This is a genomic window from Paraburkholderia tuberum STM678, assembly GCF_902833905.1.
Classification (GTDB): domain Bacteria; phylum Pseudomonadota; class Gammaproteobacteria; order Burkholderiales; family Burkholderiaceae; genus Paraburkholderia; species Paraburkholderia tuberum.
Map to the genome: position 1 here is coordinate 129366 of NZ_CADFGP010000004.1, position 19463 is coordinate 148828.

The window sequence follows — 19463 nt, forward strand, 5'->3', positions numbered from 1 at the left end:
CGGCAGGCGGCTCGTCGCGCACGCTCGCCGCTTGCCGCGCCGGCGCACGTAAACACGGCTTACATCTGTATTGCTCAATTAATCCGCCGCGGGCGCCGAAGCGGCCGAAGTTGCGGAAGAGGCCGCTCCTGCCGAAGATGCCGACACTCCCGGCAAGGCCGCGCAAGGGCAATCGGTTGCCCGCCCGTCGAGCCCTTCGCGATCGTGTTTGAAGCTCGCGCGCGGCGTGCCGTTCTGCCAGTCGAGTCGGACGATATAAATGCTGTCGAAGTCGTCGCTTTGCCATTTCGGCACGTCGGCCGCGCGACCGCCATGCGTGCTCAACATCTGCCGCAACAGCTTCTCGATCAGCTTGTGCTCCCAGGCAACGACGATCAGCTTGCCGCGATTGGCCGGGTCGACGAGCGCGTTGCCGAGCTGGTCGATCTGCGCAAAACCGTACGGTGTTTGGACCGGCATCTGGAATTGAATCGCGGTCGGTTCGATCGTCGCGAGCGGGCGCACGTAATAGTACGGATGACCGCCGTCGTCTTTTTGCTGGCCGGGGTCGGGTGCGTAGATCGCATCGGGCTTGCCGAATTTGGCGGCGATCACAGCCGGCAACGCGAGCGCACGGTTGAGCCCCTGGCAGTCTAGCTGGCCGTACCCCTGCGCGGGTTTCTCGCCGTGTCGAACGAATACGAGGGTTTCGATATTGCCGCCCGCCGCGGCTACAACGGGGGCCGCGGTCGCAACGACGGTCGCCGTGTTCGTCGCCGCGGGCGCGGCCGGCAACGCCATCGTGCTCGCGCACAGGCCGCCGAGCGACAGTGCGACGCCATGCAGGAATCCGCGGAAACGGTTCATCGAAAGCACCTGTGCGAGGCTGGGAAGTCGCCCGATTCTAGCAGCGGTGCCCACCGGCACGCGGCCGGCGCGGCATTCATATCGCATTGGCGAGCGCCATGAATAATGGGCGCCGAGGCGCCCATTCATACCCACTACGCGACGATCGCGAGACCGGGGCGTCGAACTGGCCGTCAGTCGAGCGCCAGCTTGCGCGCCTCGCTGCTGCGATCCTCAGCGATCAGCGGATAGACGACACCTGCGATCACCGCGCCGATGATCGGCGCAACCCAGAACAGCCACAGCTGATCGATCGCCACGCCGCCGACGAATAACGCCGGGCCCGTCGAGCGCGCCGGATTGACCGACGTGTTGGTGACAGGAATCGAGACCAGATGGATCAGCGTCAGGCACAGGCCGATCGCGATGGGCGCGAAGCCGGCCGGCGCGCGGCGGTCGGTCGCGCCGAGAATCACGAACAGGAAGAAGCCAGTCATGACCACTTCGCAAATGAAGGCAGCGGCGAGCGAGTAGTGCCCCGGCGATTGCTCGCCGTAACCGTTCGTCGCGAAGCCGCTCGCGACCAGGTCGAAGCCAGGCTTGCCCGACGCGATCAGCGACAGTACGAATGCGCCGAGCACCGCGCCGACCACCTGCGCGACGACATAGGGCAGAAGATCGCGCACCGGAAATCGGCCGGCGACGGCCAGTCCGACGCTCACCGCCGGATTCAGGTGGCAGCCTGAAATGTGGCCAATCGCAAAAGCCATCGTCAGCACGGTCAGGCCGAAGGCCAGCGACACGCCGACGAAGCCGATGCCCAATCCGTGAACCGGCCCGGCGAAGTTGGCGGCGAGGACCGCGCTGCCGCAGCCTCCGAGCACGAGCCAGAAGGTGCCGAGCAATTCGGCAACGAGGCGCTTTGACAACTGCATTTTTGGTGATCCTAAAAAGAATGGGTACTTCAGAAGCACGCATCGAAAAGGGCGAGTACGTACCTTGAGCGCGCAATTCTAGGCAGACAGCGCCAAATTGAGTGTCAAAGATTGTCAATCCGCACAGAATTTATAAACTATTGCGAGATAAAGCGCAGGTTTTACAATTCACACTCTTTAATAATTATCAGAGGAAAATTCGCTAAACCGGTATTAGTCGCCATTGCGAATTTTTATAATTGCAGCTAGTCTGCGGTCGAATGAGTTCTAGAAAAGGGGAGAACCGAATGTCTCAATATGCAGACCTCAAGGCGCAGATTGCCAAATTGCAGGCACAGGCAGAAGAAGCGCGACGCACGGAAATCGACAATGTCGTCGCCGACATCCGCCAAAAGATCGCCGAATACGGTCTGACCGCGCAGGATCTCGGTTTCGCGGTCGCCGCCAAGCGCGGCCGCCCGCCCAAGAAGACGCCGCTGCCGGCGAAATATCAGGACCCGAAGTCGGGCAATACATGGAGCGGGCGCGGCAAGCCGCCCAAATGGATCGTCGGCAAGAATCGCGAGCGATTTCTGATTGGCTCGGCGTGACGCTCGCCCGACCTGATGTGAGACGAGGTGAAGGCGGTCTGAAGGTTTCTTTGCTGTTTGGCTTATTCGCCGCTCGCAAATCCACCGTGGAAGCGCAACCATCCCTGTATTAAAAAAGCCGCCCATACAGGGCGGCTTTTTCGCGTCCGGCAGCCAAAAGACTTCGTTTTTCGCTCGCGCAAACGATTCCGATGCCGGACTCGCCGCTATTGCGGCGTTATAAGCGAAGGTTCACAGCGCCGCTTCAATGCGGGCCGAAAACGGCCAGCCGTAAAAGCGCCGGCCGTTTTCAGGCGCGCCTAGCCGACCGCGACCTGGCGCAATACCGGGCGCCGCGACGTTTCAATCAAGGCGGAATAGCCGTCGATATAGTTCTGCGCCATCGTTTTCGAACTGAAGCGGCGTTCGAACTGGGCGCGGATTTCGATGCGCGACAGCTCGTCGAGACGCTGCAGAGCCGCTACCGCGCCTTGCACGTCCTCGACGATATAGCCGGTCACGCCGTGGTCGATCACCTCAGGCACGGAGCCGCGGTTGAACGCGATAACCGGCGTGCCGCAGGCCATCGACTCGATCATCACGAGGCCGAACGGCTCGGACCAGTCGATCGGGAACAGCAGCGCCTTCGCGCCCGACAGAAACTCGGGTTTCTGCGCCTCGTTGATCTCGCCGACGAACTCGACATGCGCCATCGACAGCAGCGGCTCGATCTCGCGCTTGAAGTACTCCATGTCGACCTTGTCCACCTTGGCGGCGATCTTCAGCGGCAGACCGCTTTGCGCGGCGATCCTGATAGCTGTATCGACGCGTTTTTCCGGGCAGATGCGGCCGAGGAACGCGAGATATTCGGGCTTCTTGTGCGGCTGCGGCGTCAGCAACTGGTCCGGCAGACCGTGATAGATCGTGTTGAGCCAGTTGGCCTGCTGCAGCGGCAGACGCTGCGAATCCGAAATCGACACGACCGGCACATGCGAGAACGCGTCGAACACCGGCTGTAATTCCGGCAGGTCGAGACGACCGTGCAGCGTGGTCACGAACGGCGTGTCCATCGTCGTGAACAGGGGGAACGGCAGGTAGTCGAGATGAAAATGCAGCACGTCGAACTCGTGCGCGATCTTGCGGACCTTTTCCATCATCAGCACGTGCGGCGCCAATGCATCGCGAATCGTCGGATCGAGGCGCAGCGCGCGCGGCCAGCATGCCTCGAGATTGGCGGACGTGACCGAGTCGCCGCTCGCGAACAGCGTGACGTCATGGCCGAGCTCGACCAGCGCTTCGGTCAGATACGACACGACACGTTCGGTGCCGCCATAGAGTTTCGGTGGGACAGCTTCGTAGAGCGGCGCGACTTGTGCGATTCGCATGCGTTTTCTCCTGTGTCGATCAGAGTTAGCGCTGTGGCGCCGACCCGGATCCCATGCGGATTTTTGATACTTACCGGGGCTTCGCACCACGGCTGAATGGCGCGTGGTACGTATGCCTAACCGGACGGTTGGGCGCGGTTTGCCCCGCCCGAGGGTGCTCCGAAATAGCTATCGGGTAATCCCTTAGCCTTCATTATCGGGATCGACCGCGGTAATTCGAGTTATTTTTCAAACGCTTAATGTTGTTACAGCGCGAAACATCGACCGTTACAGCTGCCGCGCAAGGTCGAGCCGCCAACAGGTCCCCATCATCGGGAAGCGTAATTCCACCGACTTAATCAGGCTCGACAGGCGAAATGCACCGTAGCAAGCGGCGGACCCGAGGGTCGGGATGCGCCGGGAAAGATCTCTAACCGAGCCAGATTGCAGCCGGGTGAAAACGTCTTATAATTCTTTTCCACCGTTTTACGGTGCGGCGGCGAAGTTCTGAAAACTCACCATCCGGTACACGCCGCAGCCGTATAAATTCCCAGCGCGCATCGTCAGTCCCGCCCCGCGCATCAATTCGACCCAATTCGTGCCTCGCCGCAACCCGGGTTGTAGGAATAATTCCTACACAAATGACGGATTAATCCGTCACCCAGCTGGGGTGTCTCTCCGATTTTCGGCTGTGCCCCCTTTCGAGACAATGCTTGCAAGACCAGAGACGAGCGGATTCGCGCGGATTCAGCGCGCGCGTTCGAGCAAACGTTTCCGCAAAAAATCGGCCTGACCAGCCGGGCATACGAACGGGGGAAATCATGAGCACGACTAGCCATATGCTCAGTGAGATCAGGGAAGTCAATCTTTCCTATCTGCTGCTCGCCCAGCGTCTGCTGCGCGAAGACAAGCCGATGGGCATGTTCCGCATGGGTATTTCGGACCAGCTGGCCGACGTGCTCGCCAATCTGTCGTTGGCGCAGACCGTCAAGCTCGCGGCGTCCAACCAGATGCTGTGCCGCTTCCGCTTCGACGATCACGCGGTGCTGTCCGCCCTCGCGGACAAGGACAAGTCCAGCGCGATGGCGCAGGCTCATTCGGCGATCCTGATGGCGAGCCAGCCGGTCGAGCAGATCGGCTGATGGCCAGTAAGAGCGTCGTACTCGAAGTCCGGGAAATCACCCTCGCGATCGAGCTGATCGAACTGGGCGCGCGTCTGCAATTGCTGGAGGCGGAAACCAGCCTGTCGCGCGACCGGCTCGTCAAGCTGTACAAGGAATTGAAAGGGGTGTCGCCGCCCAAGGGCATGCTGCCGTTTTCGACCGACTGGTTCATGACCTGGCAGCCGAACTTTCATTCGTCGCTGTTCTACAACATCTACCGTTTCATGGCCGGTCACGGCGGCTGCCGCGCGATCGAATCGATCGTGAAGAGCTACCGGCTGTATCTCGAGCACGTGCAGTTGCACGACGACGAGCCGGTGCTCAGTCTCACGCGCGCCTGGACGCTGGTGCGCTTCTTCGACTCGGGCATGCTGCAGATGAGCGCCTGCCGCCGCTGCGGCGGCCACTTCGTCGCGCACGCGCACGATCCGCAGCACGGGTTCGTGTGCGGGCTGTGTCAGCCGCCGTCGCGCGCGGGCAAGACGAAGAAGGCGGCGCAAACGCGGGCCGAGCGGCAAATCGCCGTCGCCCGAGTCCCGGCCGAGGTGCCGCAAGTGTCCGACGCGCGAGCTCACGAGGCCCGCTGCCCCGCCCCCACGCTCGATACCGTCGTCACCGCCGAAGTCTGAGCAGCACGCGTTGAGGCAGCGCAAGCCTCTGGTTTACACCGGACTCGAGCGCCGTCTTTTTCCCCAAAGTTTTCCGCCCCGGTGCCGTAAACCTGACTAACGACGGTAACCGTCGCTTTTTTGTGAGGGCTCGGCAGTGCTGATTTTCGTGGGAACACTCGTGACGCTGTTGTCCGTTTTCGGCGGTTACGCGCTCGAAGGCGGCCATCTCGGCGCGCTGCTGCAACCCGTCGAGGTGCTGATGATCGTCGGCGCCGGAGTCGGCGCATTCATTCTCGGTAACGGGATGAAGACGATCCGGGCGACACTGCGCGTCATTCCGACCCTGTTCAAGGGCGCGAAGTACAACAAGGACGTCTACATGGAGCTGATGGGGCTCCTGTACGTGCTGCTCGCGAAAGCGCGCAAGGAAGGCACGCTGACGCTCGAAGCCGACATCGACGATCCGTCGAAGAGCCCGATCTTCACGCAGTACCCGAAGATCCTCGCCGACAAGCACATCATCGAGTTCCTGACCGACTACCTGCGGCTGATGGTCGGCGGCAACATGAATGCGTTCGAGATCGAAAGCCTGATGGACGAGGAGATCGAGACGCACCACCAGGAAGGCGAGGCGCCCGCGCACGCGCTGACCAAGGTCGGCGACGCGATGCCGGCGTTCGGTATCGTCGCCGCGGTGATGGGCGTCGTGCACACGATGGCCTCGGCCGACAAGCCGCCCGCGGTGCTCGGTGAAATGATCGCGCAGGCGCTCGTCGGCACGTTCCTCGGCATTCTGCTTTCGTACGGGCTGATCGGGCCGCTCGCCAGCGTCGCCGAGCAGCGCGTGACCGAGTCGACCAAGATGTTCCAGTGCATCAAGGTGACGATCCTCGCGAGCCTGAACGGCTACGCGCCGGCGATCGCGGTCGAGTTCGGCCGCAAGGTGCTGTTCTCGACCGAGCGCCCGTCGTTCGCCGAGCTCGAAGAGCACGTGCGCCGCGTCAAGGCGAAATAAGCAGGCGACGGGAACCGATCCGATGAGCAGCAAGGACAAAGACCGCGCAATCGTCGTCAAGCGCAGCGCGCCGAAAAAGTCCGGTCATCACGGCGGCGCGTGGAAGCTCGCGTACGCGGACTTCATGACCGCGATGATGGCGTTCTTCCTGCTGATGTGGCTGCTGAGTTCGGCCTCCACCGTGCAGCTGAAAGGTATCGCCGACTACTTCAACCAGCCGTTGAAGATCACGCTGTGGGGCGGCGATCGCAGCGCCGAAGACTCGAGCATCCTGAAGGGCGGCGGTCGCGACATCTCGACCGACGCGCAGGGCGTGACCCGCTCGACCGACGGCAGCAGCAGCCGCGCCGAGCGCACCGCGTCGCACAACGACGACGACTCCGTGAAGCAGCTGACGGGCGCGCTCGAACGCCAGGAACAGGTGCGTCTGCACGACCTGCAGGTCAAGCTGATGGCGGCGATCGAGGCGAACCCGGTGCTGCGCCAGTTCAAGCAGCAGATCCGCATCGACTCGACGCTGACCGGCCTGCGCATCGAGATCGTCGACTCGCAGAAGCGGCCGATGTTCGCGACCGCACGCGACGTCGTCGAGCCGTACATGCGCGACATCCTGCGCGAGATCGGCCACACGCTGAACGACGTGCCGAACCGCATCATCGTGCAGGGCCATACCGACGCCGTGCCGTACGCGGGCGGTGAGAAGGGCTATAGCAACTGGGAGCTGTCGGCCGACCGCGCCAACGCGTCGCGGCGCGAGCTGGTCGCGGGCGGCATGGACGAAGCGAAGGTGATGCGCGTGCTCGGTCTCGCGTCGACGCAGAACCTGAACAAGGCGGACCCGCTCGATCCGGAAAACCGTCGCATCAGCATCATCGTGTTGAACAGGAAGTCCGAGGAGGCGCTCGATCACGACGACTCCACGACGACGACCCTGTCGGACGACGCAGCCGGCTCGAAGCCGCTGCTGCAAAGACTTGCGCAGCCGGTGACGGCTGCACCGAAGTTGCCGGCGGCGGCGCCACCGGCCCAGTAACAGACCGCGGCCGCCGGGCCGCGGCCCGCGCCCGACCGGCGCGCACCGCCCGGCGGCCCAGTGTTAAGCGCAGCGAGGTTTTCATGATCAGGCACATCCTGGCAATCGACGATTCGGCATCGATGCGGCAGATCCTCGCCGCGACGCTGACGGGCGCCGGCTATGAAGTCACGCTCGCGGCGGACGGCAACGAAGGGCTCGAAAACGCGCTCGCGATGGCGTTCGATCTCGTGTTGACCGACCAGCACATGCCCGGCAAGACCGGTCTCGATCTGATCACCGCGTTGCGCGGAAATCCGGCCTATCAGGCGACGCCCATCCTCGTCCTCACGACGGAATCGGGCGAACCCTTCAAAGAGGCGGCGCGCGCGGCGGGCGCGACCGGCTGGATCGAAAAGCCGCTCGACCCGGACATGCTGACCGAGCTGGTGGCGGCGCTGGCCGAACCGGACCCGGCTTGATCCGCGTCATCAACACCTTTAGACACAGTACAGATAGCTCTCGACGCGCCTTTACGGCGACTCAAGCCAGACAGGCACTCTCGCGGTGAACCAGGCATGACACTCGACATCACACAGTTCTATCAGACGTTCTTCGACGAAGCGGACGAACTGCTCGCGCAGATGGAGCAATTGCTGCTCAATCTCGACGTGGCCCACCCGGACCCCGAAGACCTCGCGGCGATCTTTCGCGCCGCGCATTCGATCAAGGGCGGCGCGGCGACGTTCGGTTTCACCGCGCTCACCGAGACCACGCACATTCTCGAGTCGCTGCTCGATCGCGCGCGCAACAACGAGCTGGTGCTGCGCAAGGACATGATCGACACGTTCCTCGAAACCAAGGACGTGCTGTCCGGCCAGCTCGCCGACTATCGCGCGAGCGCCGAGCCCGATGCGGCGGCGGCGCGCGCGATCTGCGCGAAGCTGGAGCAGCTGCACGCGGAAAGCCGCATGGGCGGCGCGCCGGCAGCGGCGGCGAGCGCCGCAACCGCGCCGGCCGTGAGCGCCCCCGCGCCCGCAGCAGCGCAGGCGACGGCAACCCAAACAACAACACAAGCAACCGCGGTACAGCAGCAAGGCGGCACCCCGCCCGAGCACGTCGTCGAACAGGCGGTGCAGGCGGCGGGCGAATGGATCGACGGCGAACCGGCACAGACCGGACAAGCCGCGGGCACGGCCGACAGCGCCGGCCCACATCTGAAAATTACGCTACGGGGCGTGGGAGAGAAAGACCAGGAACTGCTCGCCGAAGAGCTGGGCAACCTGGGCAACATCGTCGGGCAGGTCAAGAGCGGCAGCGATCTGACGCTGTGGCTCTCGAGCGACGTATCTTCCGACGACATCATCGCCGTGTGCTGCTTCGTGATCGACGAAAGTCAGATCACGATCGGCCGTGGCACCGCGCCGGTGGACGACGCGCAGCAGGGCGAACCTGGAACGCCCGACGCTGCCGCTCCGACACCGGCGCAATCCGCGCAGGTCGCGCCCGCCGCTCCCGCGGCGCAAGCGCAGGCGCAGCCGGTCCTTCACACGGAGCCCGCGGCATCATCGACCCCAGCGGCCCTCATCGCTGCGCCCGAAAGCGCACCCGCTCAGGCGGACAGCATCGAGCCGCCGCCAGCGGCACCCGCGGCGGCTCAGGCGGCGGCCAAACCGGCTTCGGCCGCGTCCGCCGATCAGGACCGCAAGGCGGCCCGTCCGGCCGCCGCGGCGGCCGGCGCCGAAGGCAGCTCGATTCGCGTCGGCGTCGAGAAGGTCGATCAGCTGATCAATCTGGTCGGCGAGCTGGTGATCACGCAGGCGATGCTCGCGGAGACCACCAGCACCTTCGATCCGGCGCTGCACGACCGGCTCTTCAACGGCATGGCGCAACTCGAGCGCAACGCGCGCGATCTGCAGGAAGCGGTGATGTCGATCCGCATGATGCCGATGGATTACGTGTTCAGCCGCTTCCCGCGTCTGGTGCGCGATCTCGCGGCGAAACTCGGCAAGGAGGTCGAACTCGTCACCTTCGGTCAGGCGACCGAACTCGACAAGAGCCTCATCGAACGGATCATCGACCCGTTGACCCACCTCGTGCGCAACAGTCTCGACCACGGCATCGAGACCGTCGAGGCGCGGCGCGCGGCGGGCAAGGATTCGACCGGTCAGCTGGTGCTGTCGGCGGCGCACCACGGCGGCAACATCGTGATCGAGGTCAGCGACGACGGCGCGGGCCTGCGCCGCGACAAGATCCTCGCGAAGGCGGCCAAGCAGGGCATGCAGGTCAGCGACACGATGAGCGACGAGGAAGTCTGGAACCTGATCTTCCTGCCGGGCTTCTCGACCGCCGAGCAGGTCACCGACGTGTCCGGCCGCGGCGTCGGCATGGACGTGGTGAAGCGCAACATCCAGTCGATGGGCGGTCACGTCGAGATCACGTCGCACGCGGGCAAGGGCAGCACCACGCGGATCGTGCTGCCGCTCACGCTCGCGATCCTCGACGGCATGTCGGTGAAGGTCGGCAACGAGATCTTCATCCTGCCGCTGAACTTCGTGATGGAGTCGCTGCAACCGCGAGCCGAAGACATTTACACGGTCGCCAACGGCGAGCGCGTGGTGCGCGTGCGCGGCGAATACCTGCCGCTCGTCGCGCTGCACGAGGTGTTCAACGTGTCGGATGCGAAGCAGGAGCCGACCCAGGGCATCGTCACGATCATGCAGACCGAGGGACGGCGCTTCGCGATGCTGATCGATGAACTCGTCGGCCAGCAGCAGGTGGTCGTGAAGAATCTGGAAACGAACTACCGCAAGGTGCACGGCATTTCCGCGGCGACCATTCTGGGCGACGGCAGCGTCGCGCTGATCGTGGACGTCGCGGCGCTGAACCGCGAATCGCGTCATGCGCATGGGCATGCGCAGGCGATGAGCCTCGCGTAACGCACGCAGCAAACGCGGCACTGACAGACATCGCAACACAACTTCAACTCAATTCATCCCAACCGTTTGGGGGCTAACGTGGCAGAAGTCCAATCCATCAATTCGAGCGTCGCAAACGCGAGCGGTACGAATGGCCGCCGCGACGCGCAGGCGGACGCCGGCGGTCAGGAATTCCTCGTCTTCACGCTCGGCGCGGAAGAGTACGGCATCGACATCCTGAAGGTGCAGGAAATCCGCGGCTACGACAACGTGACGCGCATCGCCAACGCGCCCGAGTTCATCAAGGGCGTGATCAACCTGCGCGGCATCATCGTGCCGATCGTCGACATGCGGATCAAGTTCCATCTCGGCCGCGTCGAGTACGACCATCAGACCGTCGTGATCATCCTGAACGTCGCGCATCGCGTGGTCGGCATGGTCGTGGACGGCGTATCGGACGTGCTGACGCTCGCGGTCGATCAGATCATGCCGGCACCGGAATTCGGCGCGACGCTGACGACCGAATACCTGACCGGTCTCGGCACGGTCGACGGCCGCATGCTGATCCTGATGGACATCGAGAAGCTGATGACCAGCTCCGAGATGTCGCTGACCGAAACGCTCGGCGTCTGAGCGCAGGCAGTAACGGAACCCGGCACAAGGAGCATCGAAATGCTGAGCAGGTGGTCGATCCGCACGTCGCTGACGATGGTGGGGATTCTTCTGGTGACGCTGACCGCAGTAGTCGGCGCGCTCGGGCTGACTGCGCTGAATCGCGCGAGCGGCTCGCTCGATCGCATCGCACGCGGCGAACTGGTCGCGATTCATGCGCTCGACGATGCGTCGGCGTATCTGTTGCGTTCGCGCATCGCGATCGATCGCTTCAACACGCTGACGGCCGCCGGTAACGCGGACGAGGCGAAGAAGGCGCTCGATCGCGGGCAGGAGCTGCTCGGCAAGAGCAAGCAGAGCTGGCAGGCGTATCTCGACGCGCCGAAGCACCGCGTCGAGCAGGCCTTGCTCGACGATGTGCTCGCGAAGCATACGACGGTGATGCACGACGGCGTCGACGTCGAATTCGCCGCGTTGAACGCGAACAATCTCGACGCGTATCACGCGGTCGCGGACACGAAGATCAGCCCGATGTTCATCGCCTACGACACGGCCGGCGCCGCGGTGATCCAGGCGTTGCGGCAGAGCGTGGCCGATCAGGAAACGAGCGCGCAGTCGAGCGCGTCGCTGATGATCATGCTGATCGGCGTGACCACGGTGTTCGCGCTGCTGGTGGTGGTCGGCATCCGTTTCGCGCTGCGCGGTCTCATCGTGCAGCCGCTGAACGACGCGACCGCTTGTTTCGAGCGGATCGCCGGGGGCGACCTGTCTACCCCCGTCGAGGTGTTCAGCAACAATGAAATCGGCCGTCTGTTCGCGGGCATCAAGCGGATGCAGGAAAGCCTCGCGACGATGGTGCGCGCGGTGCGCAGCGGCACCGAATCGATCGACACCGGCGCGCGCGAAATCGCGATGGGCAACACCGATCTGTCGCAGCGCACCGAGCAGCAAGCGGCGTCGCTGCAGGAAACCGCATCGAGCATGGATCAGCTGACCGGCACCGTGCGGCAGAACACCGAGAACGCGCGCCAGGCGAGCCAGCTCGCCGTCAACGCGTCGGACATCGCGACGCGCGGCGGCGACGTGGTGAGCCAGGTCGTCACGACGATGCAGCAAATCGCGACCAGTTCGAACAAGGTCGTCGACATCATCGGCGTGATCGAGGGCATCGCGTTCCAGACCAACATCCTCGCGCTGAACGCGGCGGTCGAAGCCGCACGCGCCGGCGAACAGGGCCGCGGATTCGCGGTCGTCGCGGGCGAAGTGCGCAGCCTCGCGCAGCGCAGCGCGAGCGCCGCGAAGGAGATCAAGGAGCTGATCGGCGATTCGGCCGACAAGGTCAAGAGCGGCTCCGAGCTGGTCGGCCGCGCGGGCACGACGATGGAAGAAATCGTGCAGGCGGTGCGTCGCGTGACCGACATCATGGGCGAGATCAGCGCGGCGTCGGAAGAGCAGTCGGGCGGCATCGAGCAGGTCAACCGCGCGGTCGTGCAGATGGATTCGGTCACGCAGCAGAACGCGGCGCTGGTCGAACAGGCGGCGGCCGCGGCGGCGTCGCTCGAAGATCAGACGCGGCAGTTGCAGGCGGTGCTGGGCGGCTGGAAGGTAACCGGCACACCGGCGCGTCAGAGCGCCCCGGCGACGCGTGCGCAGACGCCCGTGCGGCCCGCCAGGGCTGCACCGCAAGCGGCGAGCGCGGCGACTTCGGTGAACCCGGTGGGCGCGAGCAAGGAATCGAAGGCAATCGCGGCGAGCGCGGCGACCCCGACGCAGCACGACGCGGCCGCACGCGTCGAACCGACATTGAAGCCCCGGCCGGCCGCAGCCGCGGCTCGCGTCGCGACCGACACGCCCACGCGCGCCGCTCCGCCGGGCACGGCGAAGGCGAGTTCGGACGCGGACTGGGAAACGTTTTAGGCAACGGCAGAGTGACATGTGGTCAACCGGCATCGCGCCCGCGGATGGGCGAAGCATCGAAGCACGCGCAGCACGCGTGTCGCGAGCCGGCCATATGTCGATGGTACTCGCGGGAGGGCGCGACCCCGCGACGACAATTCCTACCTCTCAGGCAGTCCGGCTGGGCGGCGAGCGTGATGGCTCATATCGCAGACAGGAATTTTCATGATGGCAACGCGCGCAACACAACGCCCCGCGCGGGCAGCACCTGACGGCACAGAGCCGGCCAGGTCCGTCGAGACGGGCCGCGATTTCGAATTTACGGCGGCCGATTTCGCCCGCATCCGCGAGCTGATTCATCGCGGGGCGGGCATCTCGCTGTCGGACCACAAGCGCGACATGGCGTATAGCCGCCTCGCGCGCCGCTTGCGGGCGCGCGGCATCGATACGTTCCGGCAGTATCTCGATCTGCTCGAAGCGGAAAACGATCCGGCCGAGTGGGAAGCGTTCACCAATGCCCTGACCACCAACCTCACGGCGTTTTTCCGCGAAGCCCATCACTTTCCGATCCTCGCCGAGTTCGTGCCGCGCCGTGCGCAACCAGTGTCCGTGTGGTGCTCGGCGGCATCGACGGGTGAGGAGCCGTACTCGATCGCAATGACGCTGATCGAGGCGCTCGGCGACAGCGGCGCGCGCCAGGCGTCGGTGCTCGCGACCGACATCGACACCCAGGTGCTCGCGAAGGCCGAGGCCGGCGTCTACCAGTTCGACCAGGTCAAGCACCTGTCGCCCGAGCGGTTGAAGCGCTTCTTCCTGAAGGGCACGGGCGCGCATGCGGGGATGGTCAAGGTGCGTCCCGAAGTGCGCGCGCTCGTGCGCTTCGAGCAACTGAACCTGACCAATCGCGATTACCAGTTGCGCACGCAGTTCGACGCGATCTTCTGCCGCAACGTGATGATCTATTTCGACAAGCCGACGCAGGCGCAGGTGCTGTCGCGCTTCGAGCCGCTGATGAAACCGGGTGGCCTGTTGTTCGCCGGCCATTCGGAAAACTTCACGTACGTGACGCAAGCGTTCCGGTTGCGCGGCCAGACCGTCTACGAACTGACGCGCGACGCGGGCGGCGCGCGCGCGCCGTCGCGCGCCAACGCGCCTGACGCGCATGACGCGCATCAATCGAGCGGGGTGGCCGCATGAGCAGCACGCTGCCGATCGCTTCGAACCTGTACTACGACAACCACTTCCAGCGCCCCGGCGTGAAGCTGTTGCCCAACGAGTTCTATACGACGAGCGAAGACATGGTGCTCGTAACCGTGCTCGGCTCGTGCGTCGCGGCCTGCATCCAGGACCGCACCGCGGGCATCGGCGGCATGAATCACTTCATGCTGCCCGACGACGGCGCCGACATCGCGCAGGCCGCGTCGGACTCGATGCGCTACGGCGCGTACGCGATGGAAGTGCTGATCAACGAACTGATCAAGGCGGGCGGGCGGCGCGAGCGCTTCGAGGCCAAGGTGTTCGGCGGCGGCGCGGTGCTCGCGGGCATGACGACGATGAACATCGGCGATCGCAACTCCGAGTTCGTGCGCCGCTATCTGGCCACCGAAAAGATCCGCATCGTCGCCGAGGACCTGCAGGGCTCGCACCCGCGCAAGGTCGCGTTCATGCCGCGCACCGGTCAGGTGATGGTGAAGAAATTGCGCTTGCAACAGGAAGCGGGCGTCGCCGAGCGCGAGCAGGCGCTCGTGCGGCAAAGCGCCGAAGCACGCGCGGAGCGGCTCGCCGCCGCGCGCAAGCGGGTCGAGCTGTTCGCGAAGCCGGCCGCCGCCGCGCGGCCGAGAATCGAACTGTTCGGCGCGAGCCCGCGCCCGACTCATTCCAACAACGCCAGAACCACAGAGGAGGCGTGAGCGCTGTGCAAAAGATCAAGGTATTGTGCGTCGACGATTCGGCGCTGATCCGCAGCCTGATGACCGAAATCATCAATAGCCAGCCGGACATGACGGTGGTCGCGACGGCACCCGATCCGCTCGTCGCGCGCGAGCTCATCAAGCAGCACAACCCGGACGTGTTGACGCTCGACGTCGAAATGCCGCGCATGGACGGCCTCGACTTTCTCGAGAAGCTGATGCGTCTGCGGCCGATGCCGGTCGTGATGGTGTCGTCGCTGACCGAGCGCGGCAACGAAATCACGCTGCGCGCGCTCGAACTCGGCGCGGTCGATTTCGTGACCAAGCCGAAGGTCGGCATTCGCGACGGCATGCTCGACTACGCGGAAAAGCTCGCCGACAAGGTTCGCGCGGCAGCCCGCGCGCGCGTACGCCAGGCCGCGCCGGCGCAGCATGCGGCCACCCAGACCGCGCAGGCGCCGGCCGGCGCCGCGCCGCTCTTCAACAACCCGCTGCTGAGTACCGAGAAGCTGGTTATCGTCGGCGCCTCGACGGGCGGCACCGAAGCGATCCGCGAAGTGCTGGTGCCACTGCCACCCGACGCGCCCGCGGTGCTGATCGCGCAGCACATGCCGCCGGGCTTTACGAAATCTTTCGCGCAACGCCTCAATGGTTTGTGCCGGATTACCGTTAAAGAAGCAGAGCACGGCGAGCGTGTGCTGCCGGGGCACGCGTACATCGCGCCCGGCCATGCGCATCTGTTGCTCGCGAGGAGCGGTGCGAACTATATTGCGCATCTGTCCGACGACCCGCCGGTGAACCGGCATCGTCCGTCGGTCGATGTGCTGTTCCGTTCGGCCGCGCAGCAAGCGGGCAAGAACGCCGTTGGCGTGATCCTGACCGGCATGGGGCGCGACGGCGCGGCCGGGCTGCTGGAGATGAAAAAGGCCGGTGCCTACACGCTGGCGCAGGACGAGGCGAGTTGCATCGTGTTCGGCATGCCGCGCGAGGCGATCGCGCTCGGCGCGGCCGACGAAATCGCCGCGCTGCCGGACATGAGCCGGCGCGTGATGGCACGTTTGTCGTCGATGGGTGACCGCGTTCAGCGGGTATGATGCGTGCCGGATGGAATGACGCGGCCGAGCGCCGCAACATGGATCAAGCAAAGGGAAAGAAATGGACAAGGGAATGAAGATTCTGGTGGTTGACGATTTTCCGACGATGCGCCGGATCGTCCGCAACCTGCTGAAGGAACTGGGCTACTCGAACGTCGACGAGGCGGAAGACGGCGCGGCCGGTCTCGCGCGTCTGCGCAGCGGCAGCTACGAGTTCGTGATCTCCGACTGGAACATGCCGAACCTCGACGGTCTCGCGATGCTGAAGGAAATCCGCGCCGACGCGAGCCTCGCGCACCTGCCGGTGTTGATGGTGACGGCCGAGTCGAAGAAGGAAAACATCATCGCGGCGGCGCAGGCCGGCGCGAGCGGTTACGTCGTCAAGCCGTTCACGGCCGCGACGCTCGACGAGAAGCTCAACAAGATCCTCGAGAAGATGGCGAAAGCCGGGAGCTGACGTGACGCCGCCGACCCAAACGCCTGGCGCCGAAGCGGACAACGACAGCGGCGACTTCGCGTCGGACCGCATCCTTGCCCGCATCGGACAACTGACGCGCACGCTGCGCGATTCGATGCGCGAACTCGGGCTCGACAAGCACGTCGAGCGCGCGGCCGAAGCCGTGCCCGATGCGCGCGATCGTCTGAAGTACATCGCCAACATGACCGAGCAGGCCGCCGAGCGCGTGCTGTCGGCGATCGACATCGCGAAGCCGATCCAGGAGCAGCTGCAGACAGACGCGGGCACGCTCGACGCTCGCTGGGAGCAGTGGTACGCGGCGCCGATCGAGCGCGAGGAAGTGCGCGCGCTGATGAACGACACGCGCACCTTCCTGCGCGGCGTGCCCGAGGCGACCGGCGCGACCAACTCGCAGCTGATGGAGATCATGCTCGCGCAGGACTTCCAGGATCTGACCGGCCAGGTGATCAAGAAGATCACCGACGTCGTCTATCTGATCGAGCAGCAGCTGCTCGGCGTGCTGGTCGAGAACATCGCGCTCGAGCGGCGCGAGCAGTTCGCGGCGAACGCCGCGGCTCTCAAGGCGGAGGTGTCGTCGACGGGCAGCCCGGAGCATCTGCTCAACGGTCCGCAGATCAATCCGGAAGGCAAGACGGATGTGGTGCAGGATCAATCGCAGGTCGACGATCTGCTCGCGAGCCTCGGTTTCTGAGCAAGTGACTCGGCCCGGCAAGCGCGCCGGGCTGGTGGTTTCTCCGCGATTTGCGCCAAACACGCATTCAATGAGTACCGGCTACCCATCTTCCGTACGTTTTCCTGCTAGTAATAGTCGGCAAGTCGCGCGCGTGGGCGCGCCTTGCGCCGGCTGAAAGAATCCGCAGGCATACTACGAGGTCAAAGCGGTACGGCACCCGGCCCGCGCAACGCCGGGCAGTCGCCCGGTGAGGCCATCCCTCAGCGTTGCGGCCGCGGCGGTGCCGTATCATCTGCCTATAAGCGGCCGCTTCGCGCAGTCGGCGAAGCGTGCCGCGGCTCGGGAGGAGCTTCTCATGTGGAGTCGTATTGGTCGCGCCGGAGTCACGGCGCTCGTATTGCCATGTTCGTTACTGGCCCTGACGGCCGCGCAATCCGCTTATGCGGCGTTGGGCAGCGCGCCGCTTACCCCCCCGTCCGACGCGTCGGTGTCCTCCCGCGTGGTGCAGCCCGCCAGCGGCACATCGCAAAGTGTCATGCGTTCTGAATCGAGCGCGGCGTCTTCCACATCTTCCACACCCGCTTCCTACACGGTACGCGAGACCACGTTCGGCAACGGCACCGTGGTGCGCGAATACCTGAGCACGAGCGGCGCGGTATTCGGCATTTCGTGGCATGGTCCGCAAATGCCCGATCTCAGTGATCTGCTCGGCAGTTATTTCCCGCAGTACGTGGCCGGCGTGAAGGCCGTGCGGGCCGCGCGCAGCAATGCGCGGGGGCCGGTCGCCGTCGACGAGAGCGGGCTGGTGGTGCGTTCGGGCGGCCACATGGGCGCGTTCAGCGGCGTCGCGTGGCTGCCCTCCGCGCTGCCGGCCGGCGTCAGCGGTTCCGACATCCAGTAACGGCGAGGACCACGATGCGAACCATGCTCACGACCGCGAACATCAAAAGCTGGATGCAGGCCGCGCTTGCCGTGCTGCTCACGGCGACGCTCGTCGCCTGCGGCGGAGGCGGAGGCGGCGGTAGCGACAACAACTCCAGTTCCAACAATGGCGGCAACACCTCGAACGGACTGAACGGCGGTTCGCTGCCGGCCAGCCCGACCCAGCAGCCGATCTCCGCGAACGCGTCGAACACGGTGCCGATCACGGTCGGCCGGGGCGTGGCCGGTGTCATCAACATCCCGACCGTCAGCGTGAGGATCTGCGCGCCAGGCTCGACCAGCAACTGTCAGACCATCGACAATATCCAGGTCGACACCGGGTCGTTCGGCTTGCGCGTGGTCAGTTCCACGCTCAATTCGACGCTGCTCGGCGCGCTGCCGGTCAGCACGATCGGCAGCAACGGCGCGCAGCTCGCCGAGTGCGCGACTTTCGCGGACGGTTACACGTGGGGCTCGGTGCGCACCGCGATCGTGACGATCGGCGGTGAAACGACGACCAGCAGCATCCCGCTGCAGATCATCGGCGACAAGTCGGCGAGCACGGTGCCCACGAGCGCCTGCGGCAGCGGCATGGCCGAAAACACGGTCGGCGATCTCGGCGCGAACGGCATTCTCGGCATCGGCACCGCGCTGACCGATTGCGGCAATACGTGCGCGAACCCGGCGACCGCGGCGAACTACAGCAACTACTTCGCCTGCCCGAACGGCACGTCGTGCACGCGCACCGCGGTGCCGCTGACGCAACAGGTCGCCAACCCGGTCGCGAACTTCCCGCTCGACAACAACGGCGTGATCGTGCAGATGGCGCCGGTCTCGAACACCGGGCAGGCGTCGGCGACCGGCACGCTGGTGTTCGGCATCGGCACGCAGGGGAACAACCCGCTTGCCGCTGCGCAGGTATTCACGACCGACCCATACGGCGACCTCAACAACAGCACCTTTAACGGCACGACCGTCCAGGCGTTCCTCGATTCCGGCTCGAACGCCTATTTCTTCGGCGATAGCACGCTCACGCAGTGCGGTAGCCAGTTCTCTGGATTTTATTGCCCGTCGTCGGCGCAGACCCGCACGGTCACGCTGGTCGGGAAGAACAACGTGTCGGCGGTCGCGAGCATCGGCATTCTGAACGCGCAGACGCTGTTCGCCAACGGCAGCAACTACGCGTTCAACACGCTCGCCGGCCAGATCGGCGGCAGCGCCAGCTTCGACCTCGGTCTGCCGTACTTCTTCGGCCGCTACGTGTACTACCACCTCGATCAGACCGCGAGCGGCGGTCCCTCCCCCTTCGTCGGCTACTGAAGCCGCACGTCGATCCAATGCCGGACGGCTTGCGTGACAGACGCGCGAGCCGTCCGCTCATCCGTCGAAATACCCCCGTTTCTCCGCCCTTATCCGCCGATCGGCGCTTGCGTCGAGCAGGAATAATCGCTGTCACTGGAAAGAGGC

Annotated in this window: 19 protein-coding genes; 16 read left to right on the forward strand and 3 right to left on the reverse strand. The window is 64.9% G+C overall.

Annotated elements, in window-relative coordinates; translation table 11 throughout:
- Window positions 1-78 precede the first annotated feature (78 nt).
- The gene (locus HWY30_RS04550; protein ID WP_090802467.1) at window positions 79-846 is read right to left on the reverse strand and encodes a histidine phosphatase family protein; all 768 of its coding nucleotides are present in this window, start codon (window positions 844-846) and stop codon (window positions 79-81) included.
- A 173-nt stretch (window positions 847-1019) separates the two neighbouring features.
- Entirely contained in the window at window positions 1020-1760 is a 741-nt protein-coding gene (aqpZ, locus tag HWY30_RS04555) for an aquaporin Z (RefSeq protein WP_090802469.1), read from the reverse strand.
- Window positions 1761-2047: 287 nt separating this feature from the next.
- On the opposite strand from aqpZ, the gene HWY30_RS04560 reads away from it, so the two are divergent.
- Window positions 2048-2350 (forward strand): H-NS histone family protein, encoded by a 303-nt coding sequence (locus HWY30_RS04560; protein ID WP_013090908.1) that lies wholly within the window; start codon window positions 2048-2050, stop codon window positions 2348-2350.
- 299 nt (window positions 2351-2649) lie between these two features.
- Here the strand turns inward: HWY30_RS04560 and HWY30_RS04565 are convergent, their stop codons facing one another.
- Window positions 2650-3714, reverse strand: a complete 1065-nt coding sequence (locus tag HWY30_RS04565) for a glycosyltransferase family 4 protein (protein WP_090802471.1) — start codon at window positions 3712-3714, stop codon at window positions 2650-2652.
- 800 nt (window positions 3715-4514) lie between these two features.
- On the opposite strand from HWY30_RS04565, the gene flhD reads away from it, so the two are divergent.
- The 15 genes from flhD (at window position 4515) to HWY30_RS04640 (ending at window position 19316) form a co-directional block, all read left to right on the forward strand.
- Complete coding sequence (gene flhD, locus HWY30_RS04570; protein WP_090802472.1) at window positions 4515-4835, forward strand: flagellar transcriptional regulator FlhD; 321 nt, start codon at window positions 4515-4517, stop codon at window positions 4833-4835.
- Window positions 4835-5485 (forward strand): flagellar transcriptional regulator FlhC, encoded by a 651-nt coding sequence (gene flhC / locus HWY30_RS04575; protein ID WP_090802473.1) that lies wholly within the window; start codon window positions 4835-4837, stop codon window positions 5483-5485. The genes flhD and flhC overlap by 1 nt, the downstream gene beginning before the upstream one ends.
- Window positions 5486-5621: 136 nt before the next feature.
- Window positions 5622-6482 carry a flagellar motor stator protein MotA gene (motA, locus tag HWY30_RS04580; protein WP_090802475.1) on the forward strand — a complete coding sequence of 287 codons (861 nt, stop codon included), beginning with the start codon at window positions 5622-5624 and terminating at the stop codon, window positions 6480-6482.
- Window positions 6483-6504: 22 nt separating this feature from the next.
- Window positions 6505-7515, forward strand: a complete 1011-nt coding sequence (gene motB, locus HWY30_RS04585) for a flagellar motor protein MotB (protein WP_090802477.1) — start codon at window positions 6505-6507, stop codon at window positions 7513-7515.
- A gap of 83 nt (window positions 7516-7598) precedes the next feature.
- On the forward strand, window positions 7599-7976 hold the full coding sequence (locus HWY30_RS04590) for a response regulator (RefSeq protein WP_018418789.1): 378 nt from the start codon (window positions 7599-7601) through the stop codon (window positions 7974-7976).
- Window positions 7977-8072: 96 nt separating this feature from the next.
- Window positions 8073-10433, forward strand: a complete 2361-nt coding sequence (gene cheA, locus HWY30_RS04595; RefSeq protein ID WP_090802478.1) for a chemotaxis protein CheA — start codon at window positions 8073-8075, stop codon at window positions 10431-10433.
- 78 nt (window positions 10434-10511) lie between these two features.
- Complete coding sequence (locus HWY30_RS04600; protein ID WP_090802480.1) at window positions 10512-11045, forward strand: chemotaxis protein CheW; 534 nt, start codon at window positions 10512-10514, stop codon at window positions 11043-11045.
- 39 nt (window positions 11046-11084) lie between these two features.
- Window positions 11085-12941: a methyl-accepting chemotaxis protein gene (locus HWY30_RS04605; protein ID WP_090802482.1), complete on the forward strand. Its 1857-nt coding sequence runs from the start codon at window positions 11085-11087 to the stop codon at window positions 12939-12941.
- 204 nt (window positions 12942-13145) lie between these two features.
- Window positions 13146-14117: a CheR family methyltransferase gene (locus HWY30_RS04610; protein WP_090802483.1), complete on the forward strand. Its 972-nt coding sequence runs from the start codon at window positions 13146-13148 to the stop codon at window positions 14115-14117.
- On the forward strand, window positions 14114-14830 hold the full coding sequence (gene cheD / locus HWY30_RS04615) for a chemoreceptor glutamine deamidase CheD (protein WP_090802485.1): 717 nt from the start codon (window positions 14114-14116) through the stop codon (window positions 14828-14830). Before HWY30_RS04610 ends, cheD begins: the two co-directional genes overlap by 4 nt.
- 5 nt (window positions 14831-14835) lie before the next feature.
- Window positions 14836-15924, forward strand: coding sequence for a protein-glutamate methylesterase/protein-glutamine glutaminase (locus HWY30_RS04620; RefSeq protein ID WP_167368668.1), 1089 nt, complete (start codon window positions 14836-14838; stop codon window positions 15922-15924).
- Window positions 15925-15985: 61 nt separating this feature from the next.
- Window positions 15986-16381 carry a chemotaxis response regulator CheY gene (cheY, locus tag HWY30_RS04625; RefSeq protein ID WP_018418782.1) on the forward strand — a complete coding sequence of 132 codons (396 nt, stop codon included), beginning with the start codon at window positions 15986-15988 and terminating at the stop codon, window positions 16379-16381.
- Window position 16382: 1 nt separating this feature from the next.
- Window positions 16383-17093 (forward strand): protein phosphatase CheZ, encoded by a 711-nt coding sequence (gene cheZ / locus HWY30_RS04630; protein ID WP_090802488.1) that lies wholly within the window; start codon window positions 16383-16385, stop codon window positions 17091-17093.
- A 337-nt stretch (window positions 17094-17430) separates the two neighbouring features.
- Window positions 17431-17976 carry a DUF2844 domain-containing protein gene (locus tag HWY30_RS04635; protein ID WP_090805527.1) on the forward strand — a complete coding sequence of 182 codons (546 nt, stop codon included), beginning with the start codon at window positions 17431-17433 and terminating at the stop codon, window positions 17974-17976.
- 14 nt (window positions 17977-17990) lie between these two features.
- On the forward strand, window positions 17991-19316 hold the full coding sequence (locus tag HWY30_RS04640) for a DUF3443 domain-containing protein (RefSeq protein WP_090802489.1): 1326 nt from the start codon (window positions 17991-17993) through the stop codon (window positions 19314-19316).
- Window positions 19317-19463 lie beyond the last annotated feature (147 nt).

Coding starts and splice junctions, on each gene's coding strand:
- flhC (WP_090802473.1), top strand. CDS start 4,835: ATGGCCAGTAAGAGCGTCGTACTCGAAGTCCGGGAAATCACCCTCGCG.
- cheY (WP_018418782.1), top strand. CDS start 15,986: ATGGACAAGGGAATGAAGATTCTGGTGGTTGACGATTTTCCGACGATG.
- flhD (WP_090802472.1), top strand. CDS start 4,515: ATGAGCACGACTAGCCATATGCTCAGTGAGATCAGGGAAGTCAATCTT.
- HWY30_RS04605 (WP_090802482.1), top strand. CDS start 11,085: ATGCTGAGCAGGTGGTCGATCCGCACGTCGCTGACGATGGTGGGGATT.
- HWY30_RS04565 (WP_090802471.1), bottom strand. CDS start 3,714: ATGCGAATCGCACAAGTCGCGCCGCTCTACGAAGCTGTCCCACCGAAA.
- HWY30_RS04635 (WP_090805527.1), top strand. CDS start 17,431: ATGTGGAGTCGTATTGGTCGCGCCGGAGTCACGGCGCTCGTATTGCCA.
- aqpZ (WP_090802469.1), bottom strand. CDS start 1,760: ATGCAGTTGTCAAAGCGCCTCGTTGCCGAATTGCTCGGCACCTTCTGG.
- HWY30_RS04550 (WP_090802467.1), bottom strand. CDS start 846: ATGAACCGTTTCCGCGGATTCCTGCATGGCGTCGCACTGTCGCTCGGC.
- cheD (WP_090802485.1), top strand. CDS start 14,114: ATGAGCAGCACGCTGCCGATCGCTTCGAACCTGTACTACGACAACCAC.
- HWY30_RS04560 (WP_013090908.1), top strand. CDS start 2,048: ATGTCTCAATATGCAGACCTCAAGGCGCAGATTGCCAAATTGCAGGCA.
- HWY30_RS04640 (WP_090802489.1), top strand. CDS start 17,991: ATGCGAACCATGCTCACGACCGCGAACATCAAAAGCTGGATGCAGGCC.
- motB (WP_090802477.1), top strand. CDS start 6,505: ATGAGCAGCAAGGACAAAGACCGCGCAATCGTCGTCAAGCGCAGCGCG.
- cheA (WP_090802478.1), top strand. CDS start 8,073: ATGACACTCGACATCACACAGTTCTATCAGACGTTCTTCGACGAAGCG.
- HWY30_RS04590 (WP_018418789.1), top strand. CDS start 7,599: ATGATCAGGCACATCCTGGCAATCGACGATTCGGCATCGATGCGGCAG.
- HWY30_RS04610 (WP_090802483.1), top strand. CDS start 13,146: ATGATGGCAACGCGCGCAACACAACGCCCCGCGCGGGCAGCACCTGAC.